Source organism: Streptomyces arenae (genome assembly GCF_022343545.1).
GTDB lineage: Bacteria > Actinomycetota > Actinomycetes > Streptomycetales > Streptomycetaceae > Streptomyces > Streptomyces humi.
In genome coordinates this window covers 53,881-80,686 of the sequence record NZ_JAKQYH010000072.1, presented here as the reverse complement: position 1 = coordinate 80,686, position 26,806 = coordinate 53,881, and the positions used below count along the sequence as shown (strand labels likewise).

25 protein-coding genes and 1 pseudogene are annotated in these 26,806 nt (G+C 72.8%); 14 read left to right on the top strand and 12 right to left on the bottom strand.

Annotated features, from left to right (window positions below; genetic code table 11):
* Window positions 1-40: 40 nt before the first annotated feature.
* From MB828_RS34585 to MB828_RS34565, 5 genes are read left to right on the top strand one after another with little or no spacing between them, the layout of a single operon-like run.
* A complete protein-coding gene (locus tag MB828_RS34585) occupies window positions 41-1,381 on the top strand; it encodes an L-fuconate dehydratase (RefSeq protein WP_301651625.1) in 1,341 nt (446 codons plus the stop codon).
* Window positions 1,378-2,133 (top strand): SDR family NAD(P)-dependent oxidoreductase, encoded by a 756-nt coding sequence (locus MB828_RS34580; protein WP_301651624.1) that lies wholly within the window; start codon window positions 1,378-1,380, stop codon window positions 2,131-2,133. Before MB828_RS34585 ends, MB828_RS34580 begins: the two co-directional genes overlap by 4 nt.
* Window positions 2,130-3,116, top strand: coding sequence for an aldo/keto reductase (locus tag MB828_RS34575; protein WP_301651623.1), 987 nt, complete (start codon window positions 2,130-2,132; stop codon window positions 3,114-3,116). The genes MB828_RS34580 and MB828_RS34575 overlap by 4 nt, the downstream gene beginning before the upstream one ends.
* The gene (locus MB828_RS34570) at window positions 3,113-3,427 is read left to right on the top strand and encodes an L-rhamnose mutarotase (protein WP_301651622.1); all 315 of its coding nucleotides are present in this window, start codon (window positions 3,113-3,115) and stop codon (window positions 3,425-3,427) included. The genes MB828_RS34575 and MB828_RS34570 overlap by 4 nt, the downstream gene beginning before the upstream one ends.
* On the top strand, window positions 3,424-4,254 hold the full coding sequence (locus MB828_RS34565; protein ID WP_301651621.1) for an amidohydrolase family protein: 831 nt from the start codon (window positions 3,424-3,426) through the stop codon (window positions 4,252-4,254). The genes MB828_RS34570 and MB828_RS34565 overlap by 4 nt, the downstream gene beginning before the upstream one ends.
* A gap of 200 nt (window positions 4,255-4,454) precedes the next feature.
* Here the strand turns inward: MB828_RS34565 and MB828_RS34560 are convergent, their stop codons facing one another.
* On the bottom strand, window positions 4,455-5,876 hold the full coding sequence (locus MB828_RS34560) for a lipase maturation factor family protein (protein ID WP_301651620.1): 1,422 nt from the start codon (window positions 5,874-5,876) through the stop codon (window positions 4,455-4,457).
* A gap of 141 nt (window positions 5,877-6,017) precedes the next feature.
* Between MB828_RS34560 and MB828_RS34555 the strand changes: the two genes are divergently transcribed.
* Both MB828_RS34555 and MB828_RS34550 read left to right on the top strand, forming a co-directional pair.
* Window positions 6,018-8,117, top strand: a complete 2,100-nt coding sequence (locus tag MB828_RS34555; protein ID WP_301651619.1) for a SpoIIE family protein phosphatase — start codon at window positions 6,018-6,020, stop codon at window positions 8,115-8,117.
* Between the two features lie 31 nt (window positions 8,118-8,148).
* Entirely contained in the window at window positions 8,149-9,012 is an 864-nt protein-coding gene (locus tag MB828_RS34550; RefSeq protein ID WP_301651618.1) for an Fpg/Nei family DNA glycosylase, read from the top strand.
* A gap of 7 nt (window positions 9,013-9,019) precedes the next feature.
* Here MB828_RS34550 and MB828_RS34545 read toward each other — a convergent pair whose 3' ends face one another.
* From MB828_RS34545 to MB828_RS34535, 3 genes are all read right to left on the bottom strand, one after another.
* Window positions 9,020-9,676, bottom strand: coding sequence for a zf-HC2 domain-containing protein (locus tag MB828_RS34545; RefSeq protein ID WP_301651617.1), 657 nt, complete (start codon window positions 9,674-9,676; stop codon window positions 9,020-9,022).
* A gap of 148 nt (window positions 9,677-9,824) precedes the next feature.
* Entirely contained in the window at window positions 9,825-10,340 is a 516-nt protein-coding gene (locus MB828_RS34540) for a hypothetical protein (protein WP_133022586.1), read from the bottom strand.
* Between the two features lie 144 nt (window positions 10,341-10,484).
* The gene (locus MB828_RS34535; RefSeq protein WP_301651616.1) at window positions 10,485-11,057 is read right to left on the bottom strand and encodes a sigma-70 family RNA polymerase sigma factor; all 573 of its coding nucleotides are present in this window, start codon (window positions 11,055-11,057) and stop codon (window positions 10,485-10,487) included.
* Window positions 11,058-11,278: 221 nt separating this feature from the next.
* Here MB828_RS34535 and MB828_RS34530 point away from each other — a divergent pair, with 221 nt between their 5' ends.
* Window positions 11,279-12,430: a CapA family protein gene (locus tag MB828_RS34530; protein ID WP_301651615.1), complete on the top strand. Its 1,152-nt coding sequence runs from the start codon at window positions 11,279-11,281 to the stop codon at window positions 12,428-12,430.
* Window positions 12,431-12,449: 19 nt separating this feature from the next.
* Here MB828_RS34530 and MB828_RS34525 read toward each other — a convergent pair whose 3' ends face one another.
* A complete protein-coding gene (locus MB828_RS34525; protein WP_301651614.1) occupies window positions 12,450-12,941 on the bottom strand; it encodes a MarR family winged helix-turn-helix transcriptional regulator in 492 nt (163 codons plus the stop codon).
* Between the two features lie 73 nt (window positions 12,942-13,014).
* Between MB828_RS34525 and MB828_RS34520 the strand changes: the two genes are divergently transcribed.
* Window positions 13,015-13,830, top strand: coding sequence for an alpha/beta fold hydrolase (locus MB828_RS34520; protein WP_301651613.1), 816 nt, complete (start codon window positions 13,015-13,017; stop codon window positions 13,828-13,830).
* Here the strand turns inward: MB828_RS34520 and MB828_RS34515 are convergent.
* Together MB828_RS34515 and MB828_RS34510 are read right to left on the bottom strand one after the other, a co-directional pair.
* Window positions 13,827-15,239 carry an amino acid permease gene (locus tag MB828_RS34515; RefSeq protein WP_301651612.1) on the bottom strand — a complete coding sequence of 471 codons (1,413 nt, stop codon included), beginning with the start codon at window positions 15,237-15,239 and terminating at the stop codon, window positions 13,827-13,829. The two genes, MB828_RS34520 and MB828_RS34515, sit on opposite strands and share 4 nt — an antisense overlap.
* 60 nt (window positions 15,240-15,299) lie before the next feature.
* A pseudogene (locus MB828_RS34510) lies at window positions 15,300-16,251 on the bottom strand (LysR family transcriptional regulator).
* Between the two features lie 102 nt (window positions 16,252-16,353).
* Here MB828_RS34510 and MB828_RS34505 point away from each other — a divergent pair.
* Complete coding sequence (locus MB828_RS34505) at window positions 16,354-17,601, top strand: MFS transporter (RefSeq protein ID WP_301651611.1); 1,248 nt, start codon at window positions 16,354-16,356, stop codon at window positions 17,599-17,601.
* Here MB828_RS34505 and MB828_RS34500 read toward each other — a convergent pair.
* Complete coding sequence (locus MB828_RS34500) at window positions 17,537-17,992, bottom strand: universal stress protein (RefSeq protein WP_301651610.1); 456 nt, start codon at window positions 17,990-17,992, stop codon at window positions 17,537-17,539. The two genes, MB828_RS34505 and MB828_RS34500, sit on opposite strands and share 65 nt — an antisense overlap.
* 89 nt (window positions 17,993-18,081) lie before the next feature.
* On the opposite strand from MB828_RS34500, the gene lysX reads away from it, so the two are divergent.
* Window positions 18,082-21,354, top strand: coding sequence for a bifunctional lysylphosphatidylglycerol synthetase/lysine--tRNA ligase LysX (lysX, locus tag MB828_RS34495; protein ID WP_301651609.1), 3,273 nt, complete (start codon window positions 18,082-18,084; stop codon window positions 21,352-21,354).
* A gap of 160 nt (window positions 21,355-21,514) precedes the next feature.
* Entirely contained in the window at window positions 21,515-22,348 is an 834-nt protein-coding gene (locus tag MB828_RS34490) for a polysaccharide deacetylase family protein (protein ID WP_133022595.1), read from the top strand.
* Window positions 22,349-22,378: 30 nt separating this feature from the next.
* Here the strand turns inward: MB828_RS34490 and MB828_RS34485 are convergent, their stop codons facing one another.
* Window positions 22,379-23,053: a class F sortase gene (locus MB828_RS34485; RefSeq protein ID WP_301651608.1), complete on the bottom strand. Its 675-nt coding sequence runs from the start codon at window positions 23,051-23,053 to the stop codon at window positions 22,379-22,381.
* A gap of 335 nt (window positions 23,054-23,388) precedes the next feature.
* Between MB828_RS34485 and MB828_RS34480 the strand changes: the two genes are divergently transcribed.
* A complete protein-coding gene (locus tag MB828_RS34480; protein WP_133023166.1) occupies window positions 23,389-24,300 on the top strand; it encodes a hypothetical protein in 912 nt (303 codons plus the stop codon).
* Between the two features lie 87 nt (window positions 24,301-24,387).
* Here MB828_RS34480 and MB828_RS34475 read toward each other — a convergent pair whose 3' ends face one another.
* The 3 genes from MB828_RS34475 to MB828_RS34465 form a co-directional block, all read right to left on the bottom strand.
* Window positions 24,388-25,140 (bottom strand): hypothetical protein, encoded by a 753-nt coding sequence (locus MB828_RS34475; protein ID WP_301651790.1) that lies wholly within the window; start codon window positions 25,138-25,140, stop codon window positions 24,388-24,390.
* Between the two features lie 219 nt (window positions 25,141-25,359).
* Window positions 25,360-26,124, bottom strand: a complete 765-nt coding sequence (locus MB828_RS34470) for a DUF4239 domain-containing protein (protein WP_301651607.1) — start codon at window positions 26,122-26,124, stop codon at window positions 25,360-25,362.
* 30 nt (window positions 26,125-26,154) lie between these two features.
* The gene (locus MB828_RS34465; RefSeq protein WP_301651606.1) at window positions 26,155-26,283 is read right to left on the bottom strand and encodes a hypothetical protein; all 129 of its coding nucleotides are present in this window, start codon (window positions 26,281-26,283) and stop codon (window positions 26,155-26,157) included.
* 40 nt (window positions 26,284-26,323) lie between these two features.
* Here MB828_RS34465 and MB828_RS34460 point away from each other — a divergent pair, with 40 nt between their 5' ends.
* Window positions 26,324-26,674, top strand: a complete 351-nt coding sequence (locus tag MB828_RS34460; protein WP_301651605.1) for a hypothetical protein — start codon at window positions 26,324-26,326, stop codon at window positions 26,672-26,674.
* The last annotated feature ends 132 nt before the right edge of the window (window positions 26,675-26,806 follow it).

Genomic DNA, 26,806 nt, shown 5'->3' with positions numbered 1-26,806 from the left:
CGGCCCGCGACCCGAACTCCCCCCGAACGAAAGGCAATCCGTGTCCGCGAGCCCGGCCCGCGTCACCGCGGTAGACACCTACGACATCCGCTTCCCCACCTCGCGCGAGCTCGACGGCTCCGACGCGATGAACCCGGACCCCGACTACTCGGCGGCCTATGTCGTGCTGCGCACCGACGCGGCCGACGGGCACGAGGGCCACGGGTTCACGTTCACCATCGGGCGGGGCAACGACGTCCAGGTCGCCGCGATCGACGCGCTGCGGAACCATGTGCTCAACCGCCCGGTCGACGAGATCTGCGACGACCCCTCGGTCCTCTACCGGGACCTGATCGGCGACAGCCAGCTGCGCTGGCTCGGCCCCGAGAAGGGCGTGATGCACATGGCGATCGGCGCGGTGACCAACGCCGTCTGGGACCTCGCCGCCCGCCGCGCCGGCAAACCGCTGTGGCAGCTGCTCGCCGACGCCGAACCCGAATGGATCGTGCGCCAGGTCGACTTCCGCTACCTGACCGACGCCCTCACTCCCGAGGAGGCCCTGGCCATCCTCCGCCGGGGCCGCGAGGGTGCCGCGGAGCGCCGGGCCCGCCTCCTGGAGCGCGGCTTCCCCGCCTACACCACCTCCGCCGGCTGGCTCGGCTACGACGACGAGAAGCTCACCCGGCTGGCCGCCGCCGCGGTCGCCGACGGCTTCCGGCAGATCAAGCTGAAGGTCGGCGCCGACCTCGACGACGACATCCGGCGCTGCCGGGTCGCCCGCGCGGTCGTCGGCCCCGGCATCCGGATGGCCGTCGACGCCAACCAGCGCTGGAACGTCGACGAGGCCATCCGCTGGACCAGGGCGCTCGCCGAGTTCGACCCGTACTGGATCGAGGAGCCCACCAGCCCCGACGACATCCTCGGCCACGCGGCGATCCGCCGGGCCGTCGCCCCGGTCAAGGTCGCCACCGGCGAACACGTCCAGAACCGGATCGTCTTCAAGCAGCTGCTCCAGGCCGGCGCCCTCGACGTCGTCCAGATCGACGCGGCCCGGGTCGGCGGCGTCAACGAGAACCTCGCCGTCCTGCTGCTCGCCGCCAAGTTCGGCGTCCCGGTCTGCCCGCACGCCGGCGGAGTCGGACTGTGCGAACTCGTGCAGCACCTCTCGATGTTCGACTACCTCGCGGTCGCCGGCACCACCGACGACCGGGTCATCGAGTACGTCGACCATCTGCACGACCACTTCCTCGAGCCGGTGGTGATCAGGGAAGGTCACTACACGGCACCCACCGCACCGGGCTTCTCGGCCGCCATGCGACCGGAGTCCGTCGCGGAGTACACCTACCCGGGCGGCACCTTCTGGACCGCCGACGCGCAGACGCAGAAGGGACAGGCGGCATGACCGACTTCGAGGGCCTGAAGGCCCTGGTCACCGGCGGTGCCTCCGGGATCGGACGGGCCACCGCCGACCTCCTCGCCGAACGCGGCGCCCAGGTCGCCGTCCTCGACCTCGACCCGTCCGCCGTGGCGAAACCCCTGCTCGGCTTCCGGGCCGACGTCACCGACGACACCTCCGTGCGGGCGGCCGTGACGAGTGCCGCCGAGGCCCTCGGCGGACTCGACGTCCTGGTCAACAACGCGGGCATCGGCGCCCAGGGCACCGTCGAGGACAACGACGACGACGAATGGCACCACGTCTACGACGTCAACGTCCTCGGCATGGTCCGCACCGCCCGCGCCGCCCTCCCGCACCTGCGTCGCTCCCGGCACGCCGCGATCGTCAACACCTGCTCCATCGCCGCCACCGCGGGCCTGCCGCAACGCGCCCTGTACAGCGCCACCAAGGGCGCGGTGTACTCCCTCACCCTTGCCATGGCCGCCGACCACCTCCGCGAGGGCGTCCGCGTCAACTGCGTCAACCCCGGTACGGCGGACACCCCGTGGATCGGCCGGCTGCTCGGCAAGGCCCCCGACCCGGCCGCCGAACGCGCCGCCCTGGAGGCCCGCCAGCCCTCCGGCCGCCTGGTCTCCGCCGCCGAGGTCGCCGGCGCCATCGCCTACCTGGCGAGCCCGCTGTCCGGCGCCACCACCGGCACCTCCCTCGCCGTCGACGGCGGCATGCAGGGCCTGCGGCTGCGGCCGGCGGGCCGGTGACCGCCCTCGGCCGCAGCGGCGTCCGGGTCGGTCCCCTGGGCCTCGGCGCCGCCGTGATCGGCAACCTGTACACGGAACTCCCGGACCAGCAGGCGTACGACACCGTCACCGCCGCCTGGCAGCAGGGCATCCGTTACTTCGACACCGCTCCGCACTACGGCCTCGGCCTGTCCGAACGGCGGCTCGGCGAGGCGCTGCGCGGGTACGACCGTACGGCCTACACCCTCTCCACCAAGGTCGGCCGCCGACTGGAGCCGGGGCCCGGAGACGGTGACGACCTCGCCAACGGCTTCGCGGTGCCCGACACCCTCCGCCGGGTCTGGGACTTCACCGCCGACGGCATCCGCCGCACCCTGGAGGCCAGTCTGGACCGGCTCGGCCTCGACCGGGTCGACGTCGTCTACCTCCACGACCCCGACGACCACGCCGAACAGGCCTTCCGGGAGGGCTACCCGGCCCTGGAGAAGCTCCGCGCGGAGGGCGTCGTCGGCGCGATCGGCGCCGGGATGAACCAGACCGCGATGCTCACCCGCTTCGTCCGCGACACCGACGTCGACGTGGTGCTGTGCGCGGGCCGCTACACCCTGCTCGACCAGAGCGCCCTCGCCGACCTGCTCCCGGCCGCCGAGGAACGCGGCACCTCGGTGGTGATCGGCGGCGCGTTCAACTCCGGTCTGCTGGCGGACCCGAAGCCGGACGCCACCTACAACTACGCCCAGACCCCGGACGAGTTGCTCGCCCGCGCGCTGCGGCTCAAGTCGCTCGCCGAGGCGCACGGCACCACCCTGCGCGCCGCCGCCCTCGCCTTCTGCGCCGCCCACCCGGTCGTGGCGAGCGTCCTGGTCGGCGCCCGCTCGGCGGCCGAGATCGAGGATGGGGCACGGCAGTTCGCCGCCCCCGTGCCCGCCGCCTTCTGGCAGGAACTGCGCGCCACCGGCCTGCTGCCGGCCGACGCGCCCCTCCCGAACGAGGAGCCGTCATGAGAGTCGCCCTGCACACCAGGGTCCGCGCCGACCGCGTCGCCGCGTACGAGGCCGCCCACCGCGAGGTCCCCGCCGCACTCACCGACGCCATCCGCGCCGCCGGCGCCACGTCCTGGACCATCTGGCGCAGCGGCACCGACCTCTTCCATGTCCTGGACTGCGCCGACTACGGCCGCCTCCTCGCCGAGCTGGACAAGCTCCCGGTCAACGTGGCCTGGCAGGCCCGGATGGCCGAACTCCTCGACGTGGTCCACGACTACTCGGCGGCGGGCTCGGAGGCCGGCCTGCCCGTCGTCTGGGAGCTGCCGTGACCGTCGACGCCCACCACCACGTCTGGGACCTCTCGGTACGGGACCAGGACTGGATCACCGGACCCGAACTCCAGCCGCTCAGGCGGAACTTCACCGTCGGGGATCTCGAACCGGAGGCGCGTGCGGCCGGAGTCACCCGGACCGTCCTCGTCCAGACCGTCACCGTCGCCGAGGAGACCCCCGAGTTCCTGGCCCTCGCCGAGGCCCACGACCTGGTCGCCGGGGTCGTCGGCTGGACCGACCTGACCCGCCCGGACATCGCCGGGGAACTCGCCCGCCTCCGTGAACTCCCCGGCGGGCGGTACCTGAAGGGCATCCGCCACCAGGTGCAGGGCGAACCGGACCCGGAGTGGCTGCTGCGCCCGGACGTCCACCGGGGGCTCGACGCGATCGCGGACGCGGGCCTGGTCTACGACCTGATCGTCCAGGCCCGGCAGCTCCCGGCCGCCGTCGCGGCGGCGACTGCGCATCCCGGGCTCACCTTCGTCCTCGACCACCTGGGCAAACCCCCCATCGCCGCCGGCGCCCTGGAACCCTGGGCCGGCGCGGTACGTGCCCTCGCCGCCGTGCCCAACACCGTCTGCAAACTCTCCGGCATGGTCACGGAGGCCGACCCCGCCGCCTGGAAGGTCGAGGACCTGCGCCCGTACGCCGAGACCGTGCTGGACGCCTTCGGTCCGGACCGGCTGATGTTCGGCTCGGACTGGCCGGTGTGCACCCTGGCCGGAAGCTACGCCGAGGTCTTCGACGCGGCGGCCCGGCTGGTCTCCCCGGCCGAACACACCGCCGTCTTCGAAACCACCGCCACCCGCGTCTACACCCTCTGAACCGCCCGGCCCGCGGCGCGGTTCAGTTGTTCGGCCGCGGGTGAGTGGGGGCTGGTCGCGCAGTTCCCCGCGCCCCTGAAGGGGCGCTCACGCCGGCGCCCTGCTTTTAGGGGCGCGGGGAACTGCGCGAGCAACCCCCACCGGGCCGCACCGAACAGCTGAACCGTCCTGCCCGCCCGGCCCAGCGCCGGCCCGCCGGGCTACGGTCGCCGTGTCGTCGTGGCCAGTCGGGTCGGCGGCAGGAAATCTCGTACGTACGTGCGCTCCCAGCACGCGCCCGTCTCCCGCAGCTCCCGCCAGGTCGTGTAGCGGTAGCGGAAGAGGCGGGCGCGGACGAAGCGCGGGGGTTCGCCGGGCGGGAACGGGGAGCGGCGCAGCAGCCGCAGGGTGTCGCGGTCGTCCTCCAGGAGGCGCTCCACCAGGCCGCCGAACCAGTCGTCGGCGTAGGCGGGGGAGAGCGCGGCGAACCACATCAGCCAGTCCAGGCGCAGGTGGTAGGGGGCGAACTGGCGCGGCCAGTGCCGGGGATCGCCCGGCTTGCCCCTGAACTCGTACTCCCGCCAGTCGGAGTCCTCGCGCGGAGTGCCGTCCAGGGTGCCCTCGACCACCACCTCGTACCGGATCCGGCTGACGCTGCCGAACGCGCCGTAGGTGTTGACCAGGTGGAGCGGGTCGAAGGACCGGTTCATCACCTGGCGGCGGGAGACCATGTTCACCACGGGGCGGTAGCTCAGGAAGAGGATCAGCGCGGTCACGGCGAGGACGACGACCTCGTACCACAGTGGGGTCGGGGGCGCGGCCGTACGGTCCGTGGGCAGCTCCAGCGCCGACAGCGCCACCACGACGGTGATCCAGTTGAGCCAGGAGAAGTTGCCGGACGCCACCAGCCACAGCTGGGTGAGGATCATCAGGGACGCGGCGGCCGTCGCGATCGGCTGCGGGGTGAACAGCAGGACGGGCACGACCAGTTGGGTGAGGTGGTTCGCGGCCACCTCCGCCTTGTGGACCGGTCCTGGGAGGTGGTGGAAGAACCAGCTCAGCGGACCCGGCATGGGCTGGGTCTCGTGGTGGTAGTGCAGGCAGGTCAGTTTGCGCCAGCAGGCGTCCCCGCGCATCTTGATCAGGCCCGCCCCGAACTCCACCCGGAACAGGATCCAGCGCAGCAGCAGGAGCACCACGAACGGCGGGGCCACCTCGTCGTTGCCGAGGAACACCGCCAGGAAGCCGACCTCGAGCAGCAGGGACTCCCAGCCGAACGCGTACCACGTCTGGCCGACGTTCACGATCGACAGGTACAGCGCCCAGGGCACCAGCCACAGCAGCATCCCCGCCCAGAGCGGCAGTTCGGAGTCCGCGCCGGCCGCCAGCGCCACCGACACGGCGCAGCCCGCCCAGGCGCAGCCCGCGAAGAACCGGTCCGAGTAGCGCAGGTGGAACAGGCTCGGTGCCCGCCGGAAGGGGACCCGTGCCACGAACCTCGGGATGGGCAGCATCCCGCGCTCCCCGAGCAGGGCCCGGAACTGGAGCGCCGCCGTCAGGAACGCGAAGAAATAGACACCGGCCAGCGCCCGCTGGAAGACCAGCCGGCTCAACCAGTACCCGGGTGCGGTGAACCAGTCCACGGCCGTGCGCTCCTGCCTGGGTCCGGTGGGAAGGGGCCTGTCACCCTGTGTACCTCGCCTCCGCGGTCGCGTAACCCGGGTGAGTGATGTGGACAATAGTGATGAATTGCCCGGTCGTGCCGCGCCTGGCAAGGTGGCCCCATGGCTGATCGGGGAGCGAGCGCTCCGTCACTCCCGGACGACTGGCCCGCACACCCGGACCACCCGATCCTGGCGCTCAACCGCCTGGGCACCTTCGACTGGGACCTGGACGCCGGTCTGCTGCACATGGACGCGCAGGCGTACGAGGTCTTCGACCTGCTCCCGGAGGAGTACGACGGGCGCCCCGAGGGCCTGGCCGTGCGGGTGCCCCCGGCGGAGGGCAGCCGGCTGGACGCGGTGGTGGCCCAGGCCATCAAGGACGGCAGCGAGAACTACGGGGCGTACTTCCGCATCCGCTGCCGCGACGGCACCCCGCGCTGGACCCACACCCAGGGCTACATCCGGCGGGACGCCACGGGCCGCCCGCGCCGGGTCGTGGGCATCGTCCGGGACGCCACCCGGGAACTGGAGGACAGCGAGGCACGCAGCCTGCGGGCGGCGCAGGACGAGGCGCTGCGGCAGCAGACCAACGTGGTCCAGGTGATCACCGTCGCGCTCGCGCACGCCCGGAGCGTCCAGGACGTCATCGACGCCCTCAAGGACGCCCAGGGGATCCCCAACCTCGGGGCGACCAGCCTGGTGATGGGACTGCTGGAGGCGGGCCGGATCCGGCTGGTCGCGGAGGGACCGGCGGGCAGCTTCGTCCCCGGTACCCGGATCACCCGGGTGGAGGAGCCGTACCCGATGGGCGAGGTGGTGCGCACGCTCAGCCCCCGCTTCATCGAGTCGCCCGAGGACTTCGCCGAGAGCTATCCCGTGCTGTGGCCGCACATCACCGGCCTGCGCATCACCTCGGCCGCCTACCTGCCGCTGATCGCGCAGGCCCGTCCGATCGGCGCCATGGGCCTGCTCTACGACGACCGGCTGGGCTTCTCCGACGAGGAACGCGCCGTCCTGGTCGCCCTCGGCAGCAGCATCGCGCAGAGCCTCCAGCGGGCCATGCTCTACGAGCAGGAGAAGGACCTCGCGCAGAACCTCCAGCAGGCGATGCTGCCGCGCACCATCCCCAGCGTGCGCGGCGCCGACGTCGCCGTCCGCTACCGCTCGGCGAGCGCCGCCGGCACCCTGGGCCGGGACATCGGCGGCGACTGGTACGACCTGATCCCGCTGCCCGGCGGCCGGGTCGGCGCGGTCATCGGCGACGTCCAGGGCCACGACACGCACGCGGCGGCCGTCATGGGCCAGCTGCGCATCGTGCTGCGCGCCTACGCCGCCGAGGGCCACGCCCCGGCCACCGTGATGGCCCGCGCCTCCGTCTTCCTCGACGAACTCGACACCGACCGCTTCGCCACCTGCCTGTACGCCGAGGCCGACCTGTCCACCGGGGTCGTCCAGGTGGTCCGCGCCGGGCACATCGACCCGCTGGTCCGCGGCGCCGACGGCGGGTGCCGCCGGGTGCCCGTGGAGGGCGGGCTGCCGCTCGGCCTGTCCGCCGAGTTCGAGAGCCTGGAGTACCCGGTGTCCACCCTGGAGCTGGACCCGGGCGAGACGCTGCTGCTGTGCACCGACGGACTGGTCGAACAGCCCGGCACCGACCTCGGTGACGGGATGCGGGCCCTGACCGCGCAGGTCGCCGACGGTCCGGAGGACGTGCGGGACCTCGCCGACCGGCTGATCGAGCTGGCCGAGGAGCGCGGCGGCGACGACGACGTGGCGCTGCTCCTGCTGCGCCGCCGCAGGCAGGACAGCACGCAGGCCGTCGGCCGCCTCCAGCAGCACGTGGCCTCCGGCGACCCCGAGGCGCTGCGCCTGGCCCGGCACATGATCCGCGCCGCCGTCCGCACCTGGGGCGCGGGGGACCGCGCCGACGAGATCGAACTGGTCGCCGACGAGCTGATCACCAACGCGCTCATGCACACCGAGGGCTCGGCGATCGTCACCCTCCGGGTCCTCGGCGGCAGCGAGCGCCGGCTGCGCGTCGAGGTCGAGGACTCCTCCAGCGCCCTGCCGCGCCGCCGCGAGGCGGGCGAGAACGGGGTGTCCGGGCGGGGGCTGCTGCTGGTCGACCTGATGACCGACGCGTGGGGCGTGGAGGCGCGCGGCGGCGGCAAGGCCGTGTGGTGCGAGTTCCGGATGCCCGGGCAGCCCGCCGGGAGCTGACCCCCTGGGCCCCGGGTGGCACCCTGGACGCATGCCCGAACTGCCCGAGGTGGAAGCGCTCAGGGAATTCCTCACCGAGCACCTGGTCGGCCACGAGGTCATCCGCGTGCTGCCGGTCGCCATCAGTGTCCTGAAGACGTACGACCCTCCCGCCACCGCCTTCGAGGGCAGCGAGGTCGTCGCCGTGCACCGGCACGGCAAGTTCCTGGACATCGAGGGCGACGGCGGCCTGCGCCTCGTCACCCATCTGGCCCGTGCGGGCTGGCTCCAGTGGAAGGACCGGCTGCCGGACGGCCTGCCCCGGCCCGGGAAGGGCCCGCTGGCGCTGCGGGCGGCCCTGGAGACCGGCGCGGGCTTCGACCTCACCGAGGCCGGCACCCAGAAGAAGCTGGCCGTGTACGTCGTCCGCGACCCGATGGAGGTCCCCGGCATCGCCCGGCTCGGACCCGATCCGCTCGCCGCCGACTTCGACGAGGCCCGGTTCGCCGCGCTGCTCAGGGGCGAGCGGCGGCAGCTCAAGGGCGCACTGCGCGACCAGAGCCTGATCGCCGGGGTGGGCAACGCCTACAGCGACGAGATCCTGCACGCGGCGAGGATGTCCCCGTTCAAACTGGCCGCGTCCCTCACGCCCGAGGAGACGCACGGCCTGTACGAGGCACTGCGCGGCACCCTCACCGAGGCGGTGGAGCGCTCCCACGGCCTGGCGGCGGGCCGGCTCAAGGCGGAGAAGAAGAGCGGGCTGCGCGTGCACGGCCGGACCGGCGAGCCCTGCCCGGTGTGCGGTGACACCGTCCGCGAGGTCTCCTTCAGCGACTCCTCGCTCCAGTACTGCCCGACCTGCCAGACCGGCGGCAAGCCGCTCGCGGACCGCCGGATGTCCCGGCTGCTCAGGTGAGGGACGGTCATTTGGGATCGACGGTCACGAGACGCTGTCCGTCGGCGCTGCGCACCTCGTAGTGGTCGATCTCGTCGGGATGCATCGAGGAGCCGCCCGACATGGTGCTCGTCCGGTCGTCGTGGTCCCGTTCGGCCCAGGTGGTGACGATCTGCTCGGAGCCGTCGTTGCCGACGGCGATCAGCCGGCAGGAGCGCGGCCCGGCGGCGTCCTTCACCTTCAGCTCGACCACGGTGCCGGAGTCCGTGTCCGCCTCCTTCACCTGCGCCCACACGCCCGACTGGGCGTCGGTGGTCGCGGCGACCTGCACGGTGGGCACGGTCTCGTGACCGGCGTACGCCATGATGCCGGGGCCCGCGACCGCGAACACCACGGACGCGGCGAGGCCGTACAGCAGCCTGCGGCGCTTGGCGCGGTGCCGGGTGGCGACCTCGGCGAGCAGCCTGTCCAGCAGCCGGGGACCCGGCTGGGCCATGGGGTGCACGAAGCGCGGCGTGGCCCTGCGGTACAGCATCAGCTGCCGCGCCGCGGGGCCGAACTCTGTCACGTGTGCCGCGCAGCGAGGGCACTCCATGAGGTGGTCCTCGAAGCGGAAGGCCTCCGCCTCGTCCAGCACGCCGAGCGCGTACGCGCCGACGTCGCGATGCCTTTCCAGGGACCTCATGCCGAATCCTCGTGCCGAAGGGTGGGGGTGGTGTTACTCGTTGCTCCTTGCTCCCACCCGTACGCAGTCGGCAGAGGATTCACTCAAGGCACGTACAGAATCGTAATCAACGGATTCGGAGCGGCCCCGCCCGCGGATTGGTCCTGAATCAAAAAAGATGGATGGCGAGGTGTCCGAGGGGCAGTCCGAGCCGCCAGGCGGCCGTCCACACCTTCGGTCCGTCGTCCTCGCCGAAGACCGAACCACCGCCCGGCACCGCGTCCAGGTCGGGCGCGAGCAGCTCGGTCTCCTCCAGCCAGCGCCACGCGGCCACGGCCAGGTCCAGGTCCGGCGAGGGACCGCCCGACGCGACCGCCTCGGCCGCCACCCCGGCCATACGTTCCCTCACCCAGTCCTGCCACGGCTGGTCGTACGCCGTGAGCGAAAGCCAGGTCTCCAACTGGGACACGACCCGGATGCCCGACAGTTCGCCGTCCGTGTCGGAGAGGAAGATGGTCAGCGCCAGCGCGTCACGGCCGGCCCGGAACTCGAAGGACGTCGGTGGCATGAGATCGCCGGTGCGCAGCAACTCGTCGGCGATGTACTCGGCGTACAACCAGGCCATCGGGACCGCCAGTTCCCCGCTCCCGGCCCCGCCCGTGCTCTCTTGACCTCTGTGCAGCATCCCGTCCTGCCTTCCTCCGGTGCGCGCGTGGCCCCGACCCCGGGTCCGTCCCTCTCCCAGTGCGGAACACGGATGAAGACAGCTGATTGCTCAAACAGGGTCCTCAGCAAGGCGCTTTACCGAGGTTTGACCTGGCTTACGGTTTCATCCCAGGTCGGGTGCATAACCGGGAAGGACCCGGCGCAGGGCACGCAGCGCGTAGTACGCCCGCGATTTCACGGTACCGGGAGGAATCCCGAGCGTCCGCGCGGCCTCGGCAACACTCGCCCCTTGGAAATACACCAGCACCAGGACGTCACGGTGTTCCGGGGTGAGAGTCTTCACAGCCTCCCGGACGTCCAGGGCCGCGGCGGCGCGTTCGGCGTGGTCGCCGACGGCCCGGGTGTTCTCCAGGACCGCGTCGTGCACCTCGGGCGGGCGGGCCTGCCGGGCCCGGCGCGCGTCGATGGCGAGCCGCCGGCCCACGGTCAGCAGCCACGGCAGCACGGAGTCGAACTCGTCGGCGCGCAGCGCCTCGGGGTGCTGCCAGGCGCGGACGAGGGTCTCCTGCACGAGGTCCTCGGCGCGCTGCCGGTCCCCGTCGCTGAGCCGCAGCAGCAGCGCGAAGAGGGGGCGGCCGTGCTCGCGCTGGAGTGCGGCGAGCTCGTGCTCGGCGGTCGTCGTCCCGTCGCGAAGCCCGTCGCGACGCCCGTGGGGAAGGGTGGTTCCGGCCGTCATGGCCGTATGGCATCGCAGGGCCGGGCGCCGGGACAGGGGGCGCACAGGGATCTGCGACGGACGGTCGATCGCGTCGGCGAACGGTGCGACGAACGGTCCGTCCTGCCCCGTACCCGACCCGGATGGGTCAATCGGGGCGCCTGAGTTGTTTGGGGTCCCGCCCACCTTCGTACCCATTGATCTGTAAATAGGACGAGCCTTGCGACTCTGGGGTGCTCCTGATGATCAATCGCAGACGCCAGGCGGCCCTGGCCCTGACCGCCCTCCTCGCCACCGCGGCCGCCTGCACGAACCACGAACGGCAGGAGCGTGCGGCGCCGTCCGGCCGGCCGGCGCCCAGCGCTGCCGCCGCCGGGGCCTTCACGCTCGTCGCCTCCGGTGACGTCATGCCGCAGAAGTCCGCCGTCGACCACGCGAACTTCGACGCGGGCGGCAGCGGCTACGACTTCCGTCCGATGTTCTCCGGCGTCGAACCCGTCGTCTCCCGGGCCGATCTGGCGCTCTGTCACCTGGCGACGGTCACCGGAGCCGACGGCGCTCCCGGCGGCCTCACCTCCCCGGCGCAACTCCTCCAGGGCCTCGCCGCCGCCGGGTACGACGGCTGCTCCACCGCCTCCGACCGGTCCCTCGACGACGGCGCCGCCGGCATCCGGCGCACCCTCGACGCCATGGACGGGGCGGGCCTGCGGCACGCCGGCACCGCCCGCACCGAGACCGAGGCCGGCACCCTCACCCTGCTGAAGGCGGGCGGCGCCCGGGTCGCCCAGCTCTCCTACACCTACGACGTCAACGGCAACGAGCTGCCGCCCGGGCAGCCCTGGGCCGTCGGCCTCCTCGACGAGAACCGCATCCTCGCCGACGCCCGCGCCGCCCGGCGGGCCGGCGCCGACGTGGTCGTGGTCTCCGTGCACTGGGGCACCGAGGGCCAGGACGCCCCCGACGAACAGCAGCTCACCCTCGCCAGACGGCTCACCGCGTCGCAGACCGGCGGCCGTCCCGACATCGACCTGATCCTCGGCACCCACGCCCACATCCCGCAGGCCTACGAGAAGGTCAACGGCACCTGGGTCGCCTACAGCCTCGGCGACCAGCTCGCCGGCGAGCTCAACAACAGCCAGGGCCGGCAGGACCCGCGCGGCAACGAGTCCACCATCGCCCGCTTCACCTTCGCCCCGCCCACCCGGCCGGGCGGCCGCTGGGAGGTGACCCGGGCGGAGTTCATCCCGCAGCTGTACGACCTCGACGCCGGCCGGGTCGTCGACCTCAACGCGGCCATCGGCAAGGGCGCCGACTACACCGCCGCCCGGGACGCCATCCGGGACGTCGTGCTCAGCCGGGGGGCCGCCAAGGACGGGCTCGTCATGGGGGAGTAGCGGCGCTAAGCGGCCCCGGTCACTCCACGTCGACGTGGTCGAAGGTGACCAGCAGCTGCTTCAGCACGCGGACGCACGCGGTGATCTCGGCGTCGGTCAGATCACCCCCGACCTGCCGGTTCAGGGCGTGCTCACGGGCGAGGACCGCGGTGATGGTCGCCCGGCCCTCCTCCGTGAGCCGGATCAGTGAGGAGCGCTGGTGCGCCGGGTTGGGCGTGGCCTCGGCCCAGCCGCGCGCCACCGCGTCGTTCACCATGCGCTGCACGAACTGCCGGCTCAGCGCCATGATCCGGCCCATCTGGGGCACCGTCATGGGCTCGTACCGGCGCAGCAGGTCCAGCACCGAGCGCACGCCGACGGAGGCGCCCTCGATCCCCTCGCCCTGTTCGAGCTTGCGGAAGGCGCGCCGGTACAGCGGGCCGATCAGGTCGAACACCTCGGTGATGCGCTCGCCCAGCTCGTCGGGGGCGAGGGGGCCGCCGGGGGTGGGGGGCTCGTCGATGTCGTTCACCCGGCCATCATGCACCCCGCCCGACATGACAACCAGGTTGTCAAAACTCCCCGCAGATGACACCTTGGTTGTCATGAATGGTGCTGCGGACGTCCGCTTCTTCCCGTCCTCCGACGGCGACCTCGCCTACCTCGACACCGGTTCCGGCGACCCCGTGGTCCTGCTCCACGCCGGATACGTCGACCACCGCTTCTGGCACCGGCAGATCCCGGCGCTCGCCGCCGAGTACCGGGTGATCGCCCCGGACGTGCGCGGCCACGGCTTCTCCGCCAACGCGAGCAGGCCGTTCCGCTGGGCCGACGACCTCGCGGAACTCCTGCGGCACCTCGACGCGGGGCCCGCCGTGCTCGTCGGCGTCTCGATGGGCGGGGTGATCGCCACCGACACCGTGCTGGAACACCCGGAACTGGTCCGCGCGGTCGTCACCTGCGGCGCCGCCACCGGCGACTTCCGGTACACGGACCCCTGGCACACGGAACTCCAGGCCGAGTACGTCCGCACCCTGGGCGCCGGCGACGTCGAGGGCTGGCTCGACGCGTTCGTGAAGGTCGTCCCCGGCGAGCACCGCACCCTCGACGCGATCGACCCCGAGATCCCGCGTCTGCTGCGGGAGCTGGCCCTGCACTCCATCTCCAAGCACACACCGGACGAGCCGGACCGGCTCGTGCCCGTCAGCGGATCCTGGGCCCGGCTGCCGAAGATCGACGTCCCGGTGCTCGCCGTCAACGGCGGCCTGGAACCGGCCGGCCTGCTCGCCGCCGCCGAACGTCTGGCCCGCGAGGTGCCCGACGGCCGCGCCGAGATCATCGAGGGCACGGACCACTACCCGAACCTGGAGAAGCCGCGGGAGTTCAACGCCCTCCTGCTCGACTTCCTCCGCGCGCTCTAACGCCCCGCCAGCCGGGACCTCTTGTACGAGTAGCCGAAGTAGACCACGCACCCGACCACGAACCAGACCGCGAACCGCACCCAGGTCTCCCACTTCAGGAACGTGATCAGCCAGAGCGAGAAGACGACACCCAGGGCCGGCACGAACGGCATCCCCGGGGTGCGGAAGCCGCGCGGCAGGTCGGGCTGCCGGTAGCGCAGCACGATCACCGCCACGCACACCACCACGAACGCCAGCAGGATGCCGATGTTGGTGAGCTCGGCCGCCTCGCCGATCGGCACGAACCCGGCGAGCAGGGCGGAGGCCACCCCGACGATCCAGGTCACCCGGGTCGGCACGTGCCGCGTCGGGTGCGTCTTCGCGAACCAGGCGGGCAGCAGCCCGTCCCGGGACATCGAGAACCAGACCCGGGTGACGCCCAGCATGAACGTGAACATCACCGTGAGGATGCCGATGATCGCGCCCACCGCGATCACGTCCGCGAGTCCGCTCAGCCCGACCGACTTGAACGCCGTGGAGAAGCCGCTCTCCGGGTCGATGTCCTTGTAGTTCTGCATGCCCGTCAGGACCAGGCAGGCCGCCACGTACAGCACCATCGAGATCGCCAGCGAGTAGATGATCGCCTTCGGCATGTGCCGCTGCGCGTCCTTGGACTCCTCGGCCGCCGTCGACATCGCGTCGTACCCGAACACCGCGAAGAACACGGTGGCCGCGCCCGTGAAAGCGCCGCTGACGCCGAACGGGAAGAACGGGTGGTAGTTGTCCGTGTTGATGTGGAACACGCCGACGCCGATCACCAGCAGCACCACCAGCACCTTCAGCACGACCACGAAGGTCTCGAACCGGGCCGCGCTGCGGATGCCGAGGTTGAGCAGGTAGGCGATCAGGAGACAGAGCACCGCGGCGAACAGGTCGACGCGGTGCCCGGCGCCGGTGCCGGGAGCGCCGAGCATCCAGTGCGGCAGGCTCGCGCCCATCTCCTCGACCAGGAAACCGAAGTACCCGGAAATGCCGATCGCGACCACCGCCACGATCGCCGTGTACTCCAGGAGCAGGTCCCAGCCGATGAACCAGCCCGCGAACTCGCCGAGCACCGCGTAGCCGTACGTGTAGGCCGACCCCGCCTTCGGGATCAGCCCGGCGAACTCCGCGTACGACAGCGCCGCGCAGGCGCTCGCCACACCGGCGATCAGGAACGAGACCAGGACCGCGGGTCCAGCAGTCTCGTTGGCCACCGTGCCGGCCAGGGTGAAGATGCCCGCGCCGATGATGCCGCCGACGCCGATCGCGGTCAGCTGCACCAGCCCGAGCGATCTGTCCAGCCGGGGGCCCTCGGTGACCTCGGTCTCCTCGATGTGCTCGATGGGTTTGCGACGGAGAATTCCTTCACCCATACGGAGCTTGGCCATGTGCCTCACCTCTTCGCCGATCGCGAACGGCTGCCGGCGGATCATGATGGCCCAGGGGCGTCACGGACGGAAGACGCCACGCACGGTCTCGGCCCAGCCGGGCACCCAGGTCCCGGTCACGGGCCGGGGCGGCCGGGCGTCCGTGAGATGGGCGCGCAGGGCGACCAGCCCCGGGTGCGGGTTGGCGGTCGTCCACACCAGGGAGTGCGGGTAGAGGGGGGTCGGGCCGGCCAGTGGGATCCGGCGCAGTCCGTGGCCCTCCGGCCAGGTCAGCCCGGTGCGCTCGCTCACCAGGGTGGCCACGGTGCCGGAGCTTGCCAGCGCCTCCTGGAGGGCCCCGGAGAAGTTCGGGCCCGAGGCATCGATGGTGAGACCGAACTCGGCGGCGAGGGAGGCGTAGTAGGCGGCCCACTCGGTGCCGTCCACGATGCCCGGCATCCAGATCCGGTGCCCGGCCAGCTCCCGGGGCGTGACCGAGTCCCGGCCGGCCAGGGCGTGCCCGGGGCCGGTGAGCAGCTGCACCGGCTCGTCGTACACCCGGACGGCCTCGACGCCCCTCGGCAGCGGCCGGCCCGGCATCGCGACGGCCCGGAAGGACGCGTCCACCGCACCCGAGCGCAGCGCGGTCAGCGCCGAGTCCACGTCGAAGAGGGTGACCCACGTCCAGCGCGGTCCCGGGGTGCGCCTCGTGGAAGCCGCGCAGCAGCGCCGCGGGGGCCAGCCGGGCGCCGATCACATCCACCCGCAGCGCGCGCCGGCCGGGCCGTACCGACGCCGCCGCCCGGTCCGCGGCCAGCAGCAGCTCGCGGGCGTGCGGCAGGAAGGTACGGCCGTCCACGGTCAGGCCGGCTCCCCGGGCGGTCCGGGTGAACAGCCGAACGCCCAGCTCCCGCTCCAGGGCGGCGACCCGCTTGGACACGGCCTGCTGGGTGACCTCCAGCACCGCCGCGGCCTCCTGGAACTGCCCCGAGTCGGCCACCGCGACGAACGTGCGCACTGCTGTGAGGTCCACCCCGCCACCGTACAACCGCTGGTTGTGGCAGCCGGTCCGCCGGTTGTTTGATTCCGCGGCCACCTGCGCGTTTTCATGTCCCGGGTCAACGGGAGGTTGTGCATGGGACTGCGGTTCGGGTGGCTGTGGGCCGCCTACGCGGTGAGCGCGTTCGGCACCTATCTGGCCTTCGACGCGTTCTCGGTGATCGCCGTCGTCGCGCTGCACGCCGGCCCCGCCCAGGTGGCGCTGCTCGCCGCGAGCGGGCCGGCCGTGGGCGCGGTCGCGGCGGTGCCGCTCGGGCCCTGGGTGGAGTTCCGGCAGAAGCGGCCGGTGATGATGGCCATGGACCTGGTCAGGTTCGGCGCCCTGCTGACCGTCCCCGCCGCCTACGCGCTCGGTGGCCTCGGACTCGGCCAGATGCTGCTCGTGTCCGTCGTCGTGGCCGCCGCCGACATCACCTTCGGCGCCGCCTCCGGAGCCTTCCTGAAAGGGCTGGTCCCCGCCGGCCGGCTGCTCACCGCGAACGCCCGGTTCGAGTCCACGAACTGGACCGCGCTGGTCCTCGGACCGCCCCTCGGCGGCGCCGCGATCGGCCTGTTCGGACCCGTCACCACGGTCACGGCGAACGCGGTCAGCTTCCTGCTGTCGGCGCTCGGCATCCGCGCCGTCGGCGGCGGCGAGCCCCGCCCCGCGCCGCGCGGGACGGACCGGCTGCGCGCCGCCGACCTGGCGGAGGGCTGGCGGCACATCCTCGCCAGCCCGGCCCTGCGGCCCCTCTTCCTCAACAACCTCGCCGCCAACGCCCTGATCATGGTCGCCGCCCCGCCGCTGGCCGTCCTCATGCTCGGCCGGCTCGGCTTCACCCCGTGGCAGTACGGCCTCGCCTTCGCCGTGCCCTGCCTCGGCGGTCTCCTCGGCGCCCGGCTGGCCCGCCCGCTGGTCGCCCGGTACGGGCAGTGGCGGGTGCTGCGCGCCGCGAGCGTCCTGCGCGCCGTCTGGCCCCTCGGGCTGGCCTTCGTCGGACCCGGGCTGCCCGGACTGCTCCTCGTGATGGCCCTGGAGCTCGGGGTGATCACCTGCTCGGCCGTCTACAGCCCGGTGTACGCCACCCGCCGGCTGGAGCACACCCCGGACGACCGGGTCGCCCGCACCCTGTCCGCCTGGTCGATCACCGGCAAGGCCACCACGGCCGCCCTGACCGCCCTGTGGGGCCTGCTGGCGAGCCTCACCGGCCCGCGCACCGCGATCGCCCTCGCCGGGATCCTGCTCCTGGCGACCCCGCTGCCGCTGCTGCGGCGGACGGCTACGGCACCACCGTCACCGGCCACCGTCCCGCCTTCACCAGACGGATCGCCACAGAACCGATGAACCGGTGCCCGGCCTGCTCGGAGGCCCCCACCACGACCGCGTCCGCCTTCAGTTCGTCCGCCGCCTTCACCATCCCGTTGTAGGCGTCGCCGCGGAACGTGTGGAACTCCCAGCGCACCTCGAATATCCCCTTGACCCGTTCGGCCGCGTCCCTGATCTGCCGGACCAGGTCCTCCGCGATCTCGTCGGTGGTCTCCGCCACCGGCGCCCCGAGCACCGCCCCCGCCGCGAGCACCGGCTGCACGTACACCACGGCCAGCAACGCGCGCTGCCGCCGGGCCAGACCGCCGGCATAGGAGAGTGCGCGCAGCGAGGAGTCGGAGCCGTCCACCCCGACCACGATGACCTTGGGGCCGTCCGTGCCCCGCTCGAACCGGTGTTGTTCCGCCACGAGCCAGAGGCTATCGGAATCCGCAGGTCCGGTGGGGGTCCGGGGCCGCTCGACGGGCGCGCCGGGCGCGCCCTTCCTAGAGTCGGAACATGGGTGCCGCCGTGGCGCCCGCCACGGGCAGGGCCCCGGCGGGCCCGACACGCCCGCCCGGCGGCGGGCGAACGACCTGGGTGCCGGAGGCCTTCGGGACCTTCTTCGGAGCCCTCGCCCTGCTGTGCGCCCTGCTCTCCTTCCTCGCCCCGCTGCGGGTACTGCTGCGGCCCGTCGTGCACTTCCTCAACGCCGTCGTGGTGCCGGTCAGCCCCAACCTCGCCTACGCCGTCTTCCTGTTCCTGCTCGCCGGCGCCACCGCCGCCCGCAAGAAGGTCGCCTGGTGGCTGGTGGTGGTCTACCTCGGCCTGCTGGTGCTGGCCGACATCCTGACGGTCGCCCTCGGCTTCGACTGGTACTCGTTCAGCTCACTGCTGGTGTGCGGGCTCGCCCTGGCCCTGCTGATCGTGGCCAGGGGCGAGTTCTACGCCGCCTCCCGCCGGGCCGCGGTGCGCCACGCCCTCGCCGTCCTCCTCGTCGGCCTGCTGCTGGCGATCCTGGCCGGCTGGGGGCTGGTCTCGCTCTTCCCCGGCTCGCTCCCGCACGGCCAGCACCTCGCCTACGCCGCCGACCGGGTCTGCGGCGGCCTGGTCTCCGGCTACAGCTACGGCGGCCGGCCGCCCCGCTTCGTCGCCTTCCTGCTGGGCCTCTTCGGCGCCCTGGCCCTGCTCGACGCCGCCGCCACCCTGTTCCGTTCACAGCGCCTGGAAGCGGCCCTGCACGGCGACGAGGAGACCCGCATCCGCGCCCTCCTCAAGGACTACGGCGACCGGGACTCCCTCGGCTACTTCGCCACCCGCCGCGACAAGGCCGTGGTCTTCTCACCGAGCGGCAAGGCCGCCGTCACCCACCGCGTCGAGGCCGGTGTCTGCCTGGCCAGCGGCGACCCCGTCGGCGACCCGGAGGCCTGGCCGCACGCCATCGCCGCCTGGCAGGACATGGCCCGCCGGCACGCCTGGGTGCCCGCGGTGATGGGCGCCTCCGAGGACGGCGCCAAGGCCTACGTCCGCGCCGGACTCGGCGCCCTGCAACTCGGCGACGAGGCGATCCTGCACGTCGCCGGCTTCGACCTGGGCGGCCGGGAGATGCGGGTCACCCGGCAGGCCGTCAACCGCGTCCGGCGGGCCGGCGCCACCACCCGGGTCCGCCGCCACGCCACGCTCACCGAGAGCGAGATGGAGGAGGTCGTCGACAAGGCCGACGCCTGGCGCGACACCGAGACCGAGCGCGGCTTCTCGATGGCCCTGGACCGGCTCGGCGACCCCGCCGACGGCGACTGCCTGCTCGTCGAGGCGCTCGCCGAGGACGGCCGGCTGCTCGCCCTGCTCTCCTTCGTGCCCTGGGGCGGCGACGGCATCTCCCTTGACCTGATGCGCAGGGACCGCGCCGCACCCAACGGCGTCATGGAGTTCATGGTCGCCGACCTGTGCGCCGCCGCCCCCAAACTGGGCGTCCGCCGCATCTCGCTGAACTTCGCCGTCTTCCGCTCGGTGTTCGAGGAGGGCGCCCGCATCGGTGCCGGACCGGTGCTGCGGCTGTGGCGCCGGCTGCTGCTGTTCTTCTCCCGCTGGTGGCAACTGGAGGCCCTGTACCGCTCCAACGCCAAGTACCGCCCCGAGTGGTACCCGCGCTTCCTCTGTTACGCCGACGCCGGCTCCCTCGCCCGGATCGGCCTCGCCTCCGCGATCGCCGAGGGCTTCGTCTCCGTACCGTCCCTGCGCAAACTCTGGGGAAAGGGGCACCCGAAGGCCGGACCGCGTCCCGTCGAGGGGCCGCGGTCCGCGCCGGTGCCAGGTCTCGACGGAGGGGACGAGGCCGGGCCCGGCGCCCCGGACACCGGCCTGCCGGACCAGTTCCGGGTCCGCCGCCGCAAGCTGGAGCGGCTGCGGGCGGCCGGCACCGACCCCTACCCGGTGGCGGACGGCCGGCCGGTCCGGGCCGTCGCCGGGATCCAGGACGGCGAGACGGCCACCGTCGCCGGACGGGTCATGCTGGTCCGCGACTTCGGCGGCATCCTCTTCGCGGTCCTGCGCGACTGGTCGGGCGACCGTCAGCTCGCCCTCACCCGTGACACGTCCGGCCCGGCCCTCGACCGGTTCAGGACCGACACCGACCTCGGCGACCAGATCACCGCCACCGGCCGGGCCGGCCGCAGCGACCGGGGCGAACCGACCCTCTTCGTCACCGACTGGCAGCTCACCGCCAAGTGCCTGCGCCCGCTGCCCGACAAGTACCGGGGCCTCGCCGACCCCGAGGCCAAGGTCCGCCGCCGCTACCTCGACCTCGCCACCAGCCCGGCCGCCCGGGACGTGGTCCGCGCCCGCTCCACCGCCCTTCAGGCCGTGCGCCAGGGCCTCCTCGACCGGGGCTACCTGGAGGTCGAGACCCCGATGCTCCAGCAGATCCACGGCGGCGCCAACGCCCGCCCCTTCACCACCCACATCAACGCCTACGACCTCGACCTGCACCTGCGCATCGCCCCCGAGCTGTACCTGAAACGGCTCTGCGTCGGCGGCCTGGAGAAGGTCTTCGAACTCGGCCGCACCTTCCGCAACGAGGGCGTCTCGCACAAGCACAACCCCGAGTTCACCATGCTGGAGGCCTACCAGGCGTACGCCGACTACGACGTGATGCTCGACCTCGCCCGCGAACTCGTCCAGGGCGCCGCGACCGCCGTCTTCGGCGCCCCGGTGGCCCGCAGGGACGGGCAGGAGTACGACATCTCGGGCAGCTGGCCGGTCAGGACCGTGTACGGGGCGCTCTCGGAGGCACTGGGGGAGGAGATCGGACCGGGCACCGAACTGCTGCGGCTGCACCGGCACTGCGACCGCGCCGGGGTGCCGTACACCGCCGACGACGGGCCCGCCGACGTCGTGCTGGAGATGTACGAGCGGCTGGTCGAGGAACGCACCGAACTGCCCACCTTCTACAAGGACTTCCCGACCGGCGTCGCCCCGCTCACCCGGCAGCACCGCACCGACCCGCGGCTCGCCGAACGCTGGGACCTGGTCGCCTTCGGCACCGAACTCGGCACCGCCTACTCCGAACTGACCGACCCGCTCGAACAGCGCCGCCGGCTCACCGCCCAGTCGCTGCTCGCGGCCGGCGGGGACCCCGAGGCGATGGAACTCGACGAGGACTTCCTCGACGCCCTCGAATTCGCGATGCCCCCCACCGGCGGGCTCGGCATCGGCATGGACCGGCTGGTCATGTTCCTCACCGGCCTGACGATCCGGGAGACGCTGCCCTTCCCGCTGGTCCGCCGCCGCTGACGGCCACTCCGCCCGAGGTTCCCGCCCGGGGGCCCGCCCCCCGCGCCTCCTTGACCGTTTCTTTTCGAAACCTCTCTCCGCTGGTCCGTGCGGGTGTTTTCGCGCCGCCGCACCGGTGTCGAAGCGGTGCCCCGGAGCCCTGCCGGGCGACTGATGAGTCATGCAGAAGGATCAGTTGTTCACCCGGCGCCGGCTGCTGCTGGCCGGCGCCGCCGCCGTGGGGGCCGCGGGCACCGCCGGGATCGTCGTGGCCGGCAGCGGCGAGGAGGCGGCTCCCGCGGCCGCCCCGGCCGCCGGGCCCGCGGCCCGCCAGGAGCTCAAGGCCTCCGCCTTCCGGCTCCAGCCGCTCACCGGATACGGCGCGCCCCGCACCAGGCCGCGCAAGCTCAAGGTCCGCAAGGAGCCCATCCTGAAGATCTCCGAAAGCGGCCGGCAGATGATGCTGACGTTCGACGACGGCCCCAACCCGAACTACACCCCGCACATCCTGGACACCCTCGCCAAGTACGACGTGCGGGCGATGTTCTTCCTGTGCGGTGAGTGCGTCGTGGAGAACCGGGAACTGGTGGCACGGATGGCCGAGGAGGGGCATGTCGTGGGCAACCACACCTGGACACATCCGCTGCTCACCACCCTGGACCGCAGCGAGATCCGGGACGAGATGGAGAGCACGAGCGACGCCATCGAGGACACCTACGGCGAACGCCCGCAGTGGTTCCGCGCGCCCTACGGCGCCTGGAACAAGGCGGCCTTCCAGCTCGGCGCCAAGATGGGCATGGAGCCGATGGCCTGGACCGTCGACAGCACCGACTGGACGACCCCGGGCACCCGGACCATCGTCGACATCGTGGAGAGCGGCGCCGCCCCCGGTGTCGTGGTGCTCTCCCACGACGCCGGGGGCGACCGCTCGCAGAGCGTCAGCGCCCTGCGCCAGTACCTGCCCTACCTGCTGGACAACGGCTACCGCCTGACCGTGCCGCGCCGGCGTACCTGACCGCGCCCTCGCCCGCCCGGTCGCGCGGCCTCAGTGGACCTCGACCAGGCGGGCGAAGACCACCACGTTCCCGTCGTAGCCGTTCTGCTTGGAGAAGCCGCCGCCGCAGGTGATGACCCGCAACTCCGGTGTGCCCTTGGAGCCGTAGACCCGGTCGCCGGGGAAGCCGGACTTCGCGAAGACCTCGATGCCGTAGATCTCGAACACGGCGGTGCTGCCGTCGACACGGTCGACCTCGATGCGGTTCCCCTTCTTCAGCGAACCGAGACCGTAGAAGACCGCCGGGCCCTTGGTGTTGTCGACATGGCCGACGATGACGGACGTGCCCTTCTCCCCGGGTGAGACACCCCCGGTGAACCAGCCGGCCAGGTTCGGGTCGTCCGGCGGCGGGGCCGCGACCCACCCGTCCGTGTCCAGACCGACCGCCATCACCGGCGCGTCGACCCGGATCGCGGGGATACGGACCCGGTTCGCCGCCGAGAACGGCAGCGCCGCGGGTGCTGTGGCGAAGGTGCCCGGGATCGTGGTACGGCTGTCCGGGGCGGCGGCGGAGGCCGGCTGCGGCGGACCGACGTCGAACTCTCCGGAGCCGTTTCGAATGAGTGCCAGGCCGGTCAGCAGAACCAGCGCTATCACGCCCCAGGGGGCACGCTTCCGCCGCCGTTCCTCCTCTTCGGCGAACTCGGAGAATCCGGACGCAGACATTCGCCATCCCCTTTCCACGCGGCCGCCGCCACGTCCGTGTCGCGCATGGGAAAACGCTAAGTCCCGCGCACGCGGGCGGCGACGGGGCGACGGGCGAACGGGTGGCCCGCCGCGGTCGCGGTGAGCCATCCGAGTTGCCGTTCCGAGGTTTTTTCTGACGGTCCGTGACCTGCGGCAATATCCGATTGTGCGCTTTTCCGTCGGCGTGTCCCCTCACCAGGACGGACCATTCTCGAAATGCGGGCGTGTTCCCGGCATCTGAGGGTCTGTTCGGGAGGTGCTTTCTCGCCGATCGACCGGGGACGGTTCCCGGGGCGCCTTCCGCGGAGGAAGAGATGCGAAACTCACGTGCGCTGGCGGTCGCGTGCACAGTGGTCGCCGTTCTCGGGGCCGCCGCCCCCATGGCCGTCGCGGACGGCATGGGCAACGGCGGCGGCCCCGCCAACACCCAGGCCCCGGTTGTCGGCGGAGCCGGCGTCAACCCGGGGGTAGGCGTCGCTCCCGGCACCGGTGTCGGTGGCGTCGGTGTCGCCCCCGGCGTCGGTGTCGCCCCCGGAGTCGCGGCGGTCCCGGGAATCGCGGTCCCCGCGGTCCCCGGGTTCGGCGTGGGCGGATTCAACGGGCGGGGTCGGGACGACTTCAACGGACGGGGTCGGGACGACTTCAACGGACGGGGTCGGGACGACTTCAACGGGCGAGGCCGGGACGACTTCAACGGGCGGGGCCGGGACCGCTTCGACTGCCGGGACGAGGAGCGATTCGAGGGCGGGCGCGGCGACGACGGACTCGGCGACGACTTCGGCGGCCCGGGCGACGACGGGCTGGAGAACGACTTCCGGTGCCGGGGCGGCGAGGGCGCCCGCGACATCGTCGCCCAGCCCAGGGCGATCGCGAGCGGCGCCCAGCTCACCGTCACCGTCAACGGCTGCCGCGAGGGCGTCATGAGTTCGCGGGCCTTCCGGACGACCCGGTTGTTCCCGTTCGGCGGGAACATGGCGCGCGGTGTCGCCACCATCGAACGGGGCACCCGCCCCGGCCCGTACAACCTCACGGTCCGCTGCGACAACCGGACCCTGACCAGGCCGAACGCGTTCACCGTGCTGGGCGGGGTGCGCGGCGGTCTCGGCGGCAGCGTCTCCAGCGGCGCCACCCAGGCCGACATGGCGATCGGCGGCGGGCTGGTGGGCGCGTCCGTGCTGGCCGGTTGCGGGTTCTGGCTGCGCCGCAAGCACGAGAAGCGGTTCTGACGCTCGCGGGCGGGCCCCTGCTCCGGTCTCCCAGGAGGCCGGGGCGCGGGTCCGCGCGGCCGCGGTGCGCCGGGCGCCGGGGGCGGGTCAGGCGCCGTCCTCGCCGGTGCGTGCGCGGGCGCGGCGGTACGCGGTGCCGACCGAGCCCGCCACGAGCGCCGCGCCGAGCCCGATCTGCTTCAGGTCGAACCCTTCGAGGCTGCCGCCCTCGCCGGCCCGCACACCCCGTGAGGGCGGCAGCGGCTGCGGGTTCAGCTCCTCGTCCCGGCCGGTGCCGCCGCCGTCGTCGGAGCGTCCGTCGGCACGACCGCCGGTGTCCTCGTCGGGACGACCGTCCGGCGTACGGCCGCCGGTCTCGCCGGCGGCGTGGCTGTCCGCGTGTCCGTCGGTCTGTCCGTCGGTTCGTCCGTCGGCGCGGCCGCCGGTCTGGTCGTCGGCTTGTCCGTCGCCGTGGCCGTCCGGGGCGCCGCCCGTGACGGCCAGTTCGGCCGACCCGCTGGTCCCGTCGCAGTCGAACGTCACCCGGTACGAGGACTGCGACCGCGCGTCCCGGCCCACGGTGGCCGTCCCCGAGTCCTGACCCGCCGGGATCCGGATCGTGTCGAACACGCTGGAGGCGACGGTCGCGATGCCGCGGCAACCGTCGTCGCGGTCGAGATGGAAGTTCACCCGCCCGCCCGCCGCCACGGTGGTCGGTGTGACCCGGAACCCGAAGGGCGCGGCGTCCCGGCCGCCGTCCCCGGACCCGTCGCCGCTGTCGTTCGCGAGGATGGCCGGAGCGGACAGGGCGAGGGCGCCGACGCCCAGCAGGGCGACGGAAGCGACGCGTATCGCGCGCATGATGGTTCCTCCGGTCCCCGGGGAGCGGCATGCGGACCTGTTCCGCCGGCGCCGGAAACGCGCCCCGGTGATCGGAACGCTAGGAACGTCCGCACACGCGCGCGAACGCAGTAGCGCGAACGGGGGAGGCCGGTCGGCCGTCCGGAGGACGTCGCTACGGCGACCGGGGGACACCGGCGGCGCGCCGCCGCTGCCCCCCGTGATCCGGCCTCGCGGGCCCTACCCCTTGATCCCCGGGAAGAGGTTCAGGAAGGGCTGTACCGACGCGGTGATGCCCCGGCTGTACGGTTCGTCGAAGTCCCAGATCAGGAACAGCATGAAGGCGATGGTCGCGGAGAACAGGCCGGCCAGGAGCAGCTCCCGCCTGGTACGCCGGATCTGCAGCGCGAAGACCATGCCGACGGTGATCACCGCCCCGGTCAGCAGTCCGCCCCAGACCACGTTCGGCATCGTCGCCCCGGTCGCGTCGGCCCGGGCGCTGCGGGCCTGGTCGAGCGCGGCCACCTGGTCCACCAGCGGCTGGTAGGCCTGCGCCTGGAAATCGGTCTTCGGCTGGTAGTCGGTGACGTCCTGACGGATCTGCGCGAGCAGGTCGGCACCGCGCGGGGTGAGACGACCGTGGTCGGTCATCTCCTTCCACTCCTTGCCGACGACCTGCCGGGCATAGGCGTCGACGTCCGCGCGGATGCGGTCGCGGGCATCGGGCGGATACACCCGCACCCGCTCATAGATCTCGTGCAACGCCTGTGCCTCCGACTGCACGTGGTCCTGGGCGGCGCTGCGGGCCTCCCACACGCCGGCCACGGCCAGGCCCAGCACGATCGCGTAGATGACGCCGATCCACATTGTCATGTACTCGATGACGTCCGGCGTCTCGGAGGGATCCTCGTCCTCCGACGCCCTCTTGTCCCGGACGAGGGTGATGACGACCACCACGGCGCAGGCCGCGAGGATCGCGAGGACGAGAACAAGCCAATCCGGCAACGGATTCCTCCAGGTATCGGTGACCGCTCGTCAGCGCGCGCGGAACGCGGCGACGGCGACGATCGCGGGTACGGCGATGAGCAGGACGTAGGTGACCGGAGAGTTCCGGTGCGGGGCCTTCGAGGCGGTCGCCTGGACGTGGTACGGCGGGTAGGCCACCGGCGTGGGTGACGGCCGCGGAGTGGGTTTCGGTGTCGGCGTGGGGGTTGGCCTGGGCCTGGGCTTCGGCGTGGGCGCCGGTGGCGGGACGAAGGCCGGGGCCGGCTTCGCTGCCGGGGCCCGCCGGGGCGGTGGTGGTGCCGGACGCGGCGGTGGTGGTGCGGGGCGCGGCGGCTCGGGCTTCGGTGTGGGTCTGGGTGCGGGGGTGGGCTTCGGCGGTGGTGGTGGCGGTGGTGGCGGTGTGGGTGTCGGGGTGGGTGGGGGGCAGGGCGGCGGTGGCGGCGCCGGGCACGGCGGGGGAGTGGGCCAGGAGTCTCCGACGCCGGCCACGGCGACGGCGTCGCCCGCGACGGCCACCGCGTGGACGCCGTCGGGGCCCGCCGAGGCGTAGGCGCAGGCGTCGGCCGAGGCCGTGCCGACCGGGCAGCCCACGAGGGTCCACGTCAAGGTCAGCAGGGCCAACACCCTTGAGGCGGGCGCACGTCGGATCGCTTCGGGTGCATGCACGACCGAGATCATGAGG

What these genes read in the sequence shown, in the direction of transcription:
- MB828_RS34580 (WP_301651624.1), top strand. Translation starts at nt 1,378, where the DNA reads ATGACCGACTTCGAGGGCCTGAAGGCCCTGGTCACCGGCGGTGCCTCC.
- MB828_RS34570 (WP_301651622.1), top strand. Translation starts at nt 3,113, where the DNA reads ATGAGAGTCGCCCTGCACACCAGGGTCCGCGCCGACCGCGTCGCCGCG.
- MB828_RS34555 (WP_301651619.1), top strand. Translation starts at nt 6,018, where the DNA reads ATGGCTGATCGGGGAGCGAGCGCTCCGTCACTCCCGGACGACTGGCCC.
- MB828_RS34550 (WP_301651618.1), top strand. Translation starts at nt 8,149, where the DNA reads ATGCCCGAACTGCCCGAGGTGGAAGCGCTCAGGGAATTCCTCACCGAG.
- MB828_RS34545 (WP_301651617.1), bottom strand. Translation starts at nt 9,676, where the DNA reads ATGAGGTCCCTGGAAAGGCATCGCGACGTCGGCGCGTACGCGCTCGGC.
- MB828_RS34540 (WP_133022586.1), bottom strand. Translation starts at nt 10,340, where the DNA reads ATGCTGCACAGAGGTCAAGAGAGCACGGGCGGGGCCGGGAGCGGGGAA.
- MB828_RS34535 (WP_301651616.1), bottom strand. Translation starts at nt 11,057, where the DNA reads ATGACGGCCGGAACCACCCTTCCCCACGGGCGTCGCGACGGGCTTCGC.
- MB828_RS34530 (WP_301651615.1), top strand. Translation starts at nt 11,279, where the DNA reads ATGATCAATCGCAGACGCCAGGCGGCCCTGGCCCTGACCGCCCTCCTC.
- MB828_RS34520 (WP_301651613.1), top strand. Translation starts at nt 13,015, where the DNA reads ATGAATGGTGCTGCGGACGTCCGCTTCTTCCCGTCCTCCGACGGCGAC.
- MB828_RS34515 (WP_301651612.1), bottom strand. Translation starts at nt 15,239, where the DNA reads ATGGCCAAGCTCCGTATGGGTGAAGGAATTCTCCGTCGCAAACCCATC.
- MB828_RS34505 (WP_301651611.1), top strand. Translation starts at nt 16,354, where the DNA reads ATGGGACTGCGGTTCGGGTGGCTGTGGGCCGCCTACGCGGTGAGCGCG.
- lysX (WP_301651609.1), top strand. Translation starts at nt 18,082, where the DNA reads ATGGGTGCCGCCGTGGCGCCCGCCACGGGCAGGGCCCCGGCGGGCCCG.
- MB828_RS34490 (WP_133022595.1), top strand. Translation starts at nt 21,515, where the DNA reads ATGCAGAAGGATCAGTTGTTCACCCGGCGCCGGCTGCTGCTGGCCGGC.
- MB828_RS34485 (WP_301651608.1), bottom strand. Translation starts at nt 23,053, where the DNA reads ATGTCTGCGTCCGGATTCTCCGAGTTCGCCGAAGAGGAGGAACGGCGG.
- MB828_RS34480 (WP_133023166.1), top strand. Translation starts at nt 23,389, where the DNA reads ATGCGAAACTCACGTGCGCTGGCGGTCGCGTGCACAGTGGTCGCCGTT.
- MB828_RS34475 (WP_301651790.1), bottom strand. Translation starts at nt 25,140, where the DNA reads ATGCGCGCGATACGCGTCGCTTCCGTCGCCCTGCTGGGCGTCGGCGCC.